Origin of the sequence: Arenibaculum sp. (assembly GCF_035998295.1) — a bacterium.
Lineage (GTDB): Bacteria > Pseudomonadota > Alphaproteobacteria > Azospirillales > Azospirillaceae > DASYHS01.
Map to the genome: position 1 here is coordinate 1 of NZ_DASYHS010000075.1, position 3,780 is coordinate 3,780.

The following is a 3,780-nucleotide window of genomic DNA, read 5'->3' on the forward strand; positions in this document are numbered from 1 at the left end:
CCTGGTGCTGGAGGGCACCGGCCGCTTCGGCGCCGGGGCGCGCACGCGCGCGCTGTGGGCCGGCGTCGAGGGCAACGCGGCGCTCCAGCACCTCCAGCAGAAGGTGGAGAGCGCCGTCGTGCGCACGGGCCTGCCCGCGGAGGAGCGCAAGTTCATCCCCCATGTGACGCTCGCCCGCCTCAAGGACGCCCCGGCCGAGCGCGTCGCCCGCTTCCTGGAGGAGCGCGGGCTGTTCCGGGCCGGCCCGGTCAGGGTCGACCATTTCACCCTGTTCGAGAGCCGCCCCGGCCGCGGCGGCCCGGTCTACATCCCGCTCGGCGAGTATCCGCTGGCCTGAAGCCCGGACGCGGCGTTCATGTTGCGGGCCGTGCGCCACCAGCACCCCGACCGGCTTGCCGGCATGGGCGCGCAGGAGCGCTACGTAGGCGGTCGCGCAGGAGCGCCACGTAGGCGGTCGGGGAGGCCGGCAGGGCCGGGTTCCTACAGCGGCTCGCCGCGGATCAGGCGCGGCAGGTCGCCGACGATGCCCATCGCATGGCGCATGAAGAAGCGCTTGAGCGGGTTGACGCGGTTCACCGCCGCCATGCCGAGGTCGCGCGCGAGCTTCAGCGGCAGGATGTCGTTCGAGAACAGCCGGGTCAGTCCGTCGGTCACCGCGATCAGCGCGACCGTGTCGAAGCGCCGCCAGCGCTGGTAGCGGGCCAGCGCCTCCGGATCGCCGGGATCGAGGCCGAGCCGGTGCGCGTCCACCACCACCTCGGCCAGGGCGGCGACGTCGCGCAGGCCCATGTTGAGCCCCTGCCCCGCGATCGGGTGCATCGCGTGCGCCGCCTCCCCGATCAGCGCCAGGCGCCGGTCGACGTAGCGCTCGGCGTGCATCCCGCCGAGCGGCCAGGTCCAGCGCCGGGTGACCGGCTCGACCCGGCCGAGCCATGGCCCGGCGCGGCGTGCGATCTCGGCCGCGAAGGCGGCATCGGACAGCCCGAGGTAATGGGGGACCCGCTCGCTGCGCTCGCTCCACACGATCGAGGAACGGTCGCCCTTCATCGGCAGCACGGCGAACGGGCCCGACGGCAGGAAATGCTCGACCGCGACGCCCCGGTGCGGGTTCTCGTGGGCGATGGTGCACACGATCGCGGTCTGGCCGTAGCGCCAGGACGAGACGCGGATGCCGGCCGAGCGGCGGCAGAAGGAGTTCATCCCGTCGGCGCCGACGACGAGGCGCGCCGAGACGCGCCGCCCGTCGGCGAGCGTCGCCGACGCGCGCACGGGCCCGCGCTCCAGCCGCTCGACCGTGGCGCCGGTCAGGTGGACGAGGCCTGGCAGCTCGGCCGCGCGGGCGAACAGCGCGCCGCGTATCGTCGTGTTGTCGAGCATGTAGCCGAGCGGGCCGAGCCCGACCTCGCGGTGGTCGTAGTGCAGGAACAGCGGCGAGCCCTGGTCGGCGACCCGGATGTCGAGGATCGGCCCGGCCTCGTCCTCCATGTGGCGCCAGGCGCCCGCCCCCTCCAGCACCTTGCGCGAGCCGTGGGCGATCGCGGTCGTCCGTCCGTCGAAGTCGGGGCCGAGCTGGCGTTCGGGCGTGTCGCGGTCGACGCAGACGACCGGCACGCCGGCGCCGGCGAGCGCGGCCGCCAGCGTCAGGCCGGCGAGGCCGCCGCCGACGATCAGCACCTCGGTCGCGAGGTCGCCGGGCATCGGGCTGTGGGATGGGTTCGCGGTCATGACGCGACAATCGGGCGGCCGGGCGCCGTTGTCCAGAGCCTGCGCGTCGCCCCCGCCGATCTGCACAAGAATCGTGCACCCGATGGCGCCTGCCTGGCCAGTGCCCAAGGATTCGGCACGCCCGGACCGTGCGCCCGAACGGCGGCCCGGGGCGCGAGCCGCCCGCGCGCCCTGGGAACGGCACGTTTTCCGAGAATGCCGCGCAAACGGCACGCTTCTTGAAAATGCCGTGGATCGGGAACGACCCGGGCCGGGCGCTCGGGCCGGTGAACGGGCAAGGGGGTGCAATCCGATGAAACTCGTCATGGCGATCGTCAAGCCTTTCAAACTCGACGAGGTGCGCGAGGCGCTCACCTCGCTCGGCATCCAGGGCCTCACGGTGAGCGAGGTGAAGGGGTTCGGCCGCCAGAAGGGCCAGACCGAGATCTACCGCGGCGCCGAATACTCGGTGTCGTTCCTGCCGAAGGTAAAGGTCGAGGTCGCGGTGGCCGACGATCTGGCGGCCCGGACCGTCGAGGCGATCCAGAAGGCCGCCAACACCGGCCGCATCGGCGACGGCAAGGTCTTCGTGATGGAGATCGTCGAGGCCGTCCGCATCCGCACCGGCGAGCTGAACGCCGAAGCTCTCTAGACCATGCCGGGACGGACCGGGCACCGGCCTGCCCCGTCCCCTTCAGGAGGACCGATCCAGTGATGACGCCGACTACCCGTACCGCCAGGCTCGCCGCGCTCGCCGGCGCGATCGTCCTGGCCCCCTGCGCCACGGCGCTGGCCCAGGATGCCGCTCTGGGAGAGGCCGTGGGAGAGGCCGCCGCGACGACCGAGACGACCTACATCTTCAACACGCTCTCCTTCCTGATGCACGGCTTCCTCGTGATGTGGATGGCCGCGGGCTTCGCGATGCTGGAGGCGGGGCTCGTCCGCTCCAAGAACGTGGCGACGATCTGCCTCAAGAACGTATCGCTCTACGCCGTCGCGGGCATCCTCTACTACCTCGTCGGCTACAACCTGATGTATGGCGGCGAGAGCGCGTTCATCGGCTCCTTCGCGGTCTGGTCGCCGGACGACAGCGCGGCGCTGGCGGGCGACTTCTCGGGCAACTACGCGGCGGGCTCGGACTGGTTCTTCCAGATGGTCTTCGTCGCGACCGCCGCCTCGATCGTGTCCGGCACGCTGGCCGAGCGCTCGAAGCTGTGGCCGTTCCTGATCTTCACGGTCGTGCTGACCGGCTTCATCTACCCGATCGCAGGGTCCTGGCAGTGGGGCGGCGGCTGGCTCAGCGAGATGGGCTTCTACGACTTCGCGGGCTCGACGCTCGTGCATTCCGTCGGCGGCTGGGCGGCGCTGACCGGGGCCCTGATCCTCGGCGCGCGCAAGGGCAAGTACCGGCCGGACGGCGGCGTCAACCCGATGCCCGGCTCCTCGCTGCCGCTGGCCACGCTCGGCACCTTCGTGCTGTGGCTGGGTTGGTTCGGCTTCAACGGCGGCTCGCAGCTGGCCATGGGCTCGGCGGCCGACGTGATCGCGATCGCGACGATCTACATCAACACCAACCTCGCCGCCGCCGCGGGCGTGATCGCCGCGATGGCGACCAGCCAGGTGATCTACCGCAAGGTCGACCTCACCATGGCGCTGAACGGCGTGCTGGCCGGCCTCGTCTCGATCACGGCCGACCCGCTCAGCCCGCATCCCGTGACCGCCCTGTTCGTCGGCGCGGTCGGCGGCATCCTGGTCACGCTGGCGATCCCGGCGATCGACAAGCTGAAGATCGACGACGTCGTCGGCGCGATCTCGGTCCACCTGATCTGCGGCATCTGGGGCACGATCGCGGTGCCGATCAGCAACGCCGAGACGTCCTTCGCGACGCAGCTCACCGGCATCGTCGCCTACGGCGCGTTCACCGTGGTCGCCAGCACGGTCGTCTGGTACGCCCTGAAGCTGACGGTGGGCGTGCGCGTCAACCCCGAGGAGGAGGAGCTGGGCCTGGACCGGGCGGAGCTGGGGATGGAGGCCTATCCCGAGTTCGGCCACGGCTCGCGCTCGATCTGAGGCTCT

The 3,780-nt window shown here is 71.6% G+C and carries 4 protein-coding genes; 3 read left to right on the plus strand and 1 reads right to left on the minus strand.

Translation table 11 applies throughout. The features are described 5' to 3' along the window. Positions 1-337, plus strand: a 337-nt coding sequence (gene thpR / locus VGO20_RS08560) for an RNA 2',3'-cyclic phosphodiesterase (protein ID WP_327501901.1), incomplete at its 5' end; no start/stop codon positions are given. Between the two features lie 143 nt (positions 338-480). Here the strand turns inward: thpR and VGO20_RS08565 are convergent. Then, positions 481-1,725: a UbiH/UbiF/VisC/COQ6 family ubiquinone biosynthesis hydroxylase gene (locus VGO20_RS08565; protein ID WP_327501902.1), complete on the minus strand. Its 1,245-nt coding sequence runs from the start codon at positions 1,723-1,725 to the stop codon at positions 481-483. Between the two features lie 292 nt (positions 1,726-2,017). On the opposite strand from VGO20_RS08565, the gene VGO20_RS08570 reads away from it, so the two are divergent. Further along, a complete protein-coding gene (locus VGO20_RS08570; protein WP_327501903.1) occupies positions 2,018-2,356 on the plus strand; it encodes a P-II family nitrogen regulator in 339 nt (112 codons plus the stop codon). Between the two features lie 62 nt (positions 2,357-2,418). Next, positions 2,419-3,774, plus strand: coding sequence for an ammonium transporter family protein (locus VGO20_RS08575; RefSeq protein ID WP_327501904.1), 1,356 nt, complete (start codon positions 2,419-2,421; stop codon positions 3,772-3,774). Positions 3,775-3,780 lie beyond the last annotated feature (6 nt).

Bases quoted from the DNA above. Each gene is read 5' to 3' on its own strand.
- VGO20_RS08565 (WP_327501902.1), bottom strand. From the start codon at position 1,725: ATGACCGCGAACCCATCCCACAGCCCGATGCCCGGCGACCTCGCGACC.
- VGO20_RS08570 (WP_327501903.1), top strand. From the start codon at position 2,018: ATGAAACTCGTCATGGCGATCGTCAAGCCTTTCAAACTCGACGAGGTG.
- VGO20_RS08575 (WP_327501904.1), top strand. From the start codon at position 2,419: ATGACGCCGACTACCCGTACCGCCAGGCTCGCCGCGCTCGCCGGCGCG.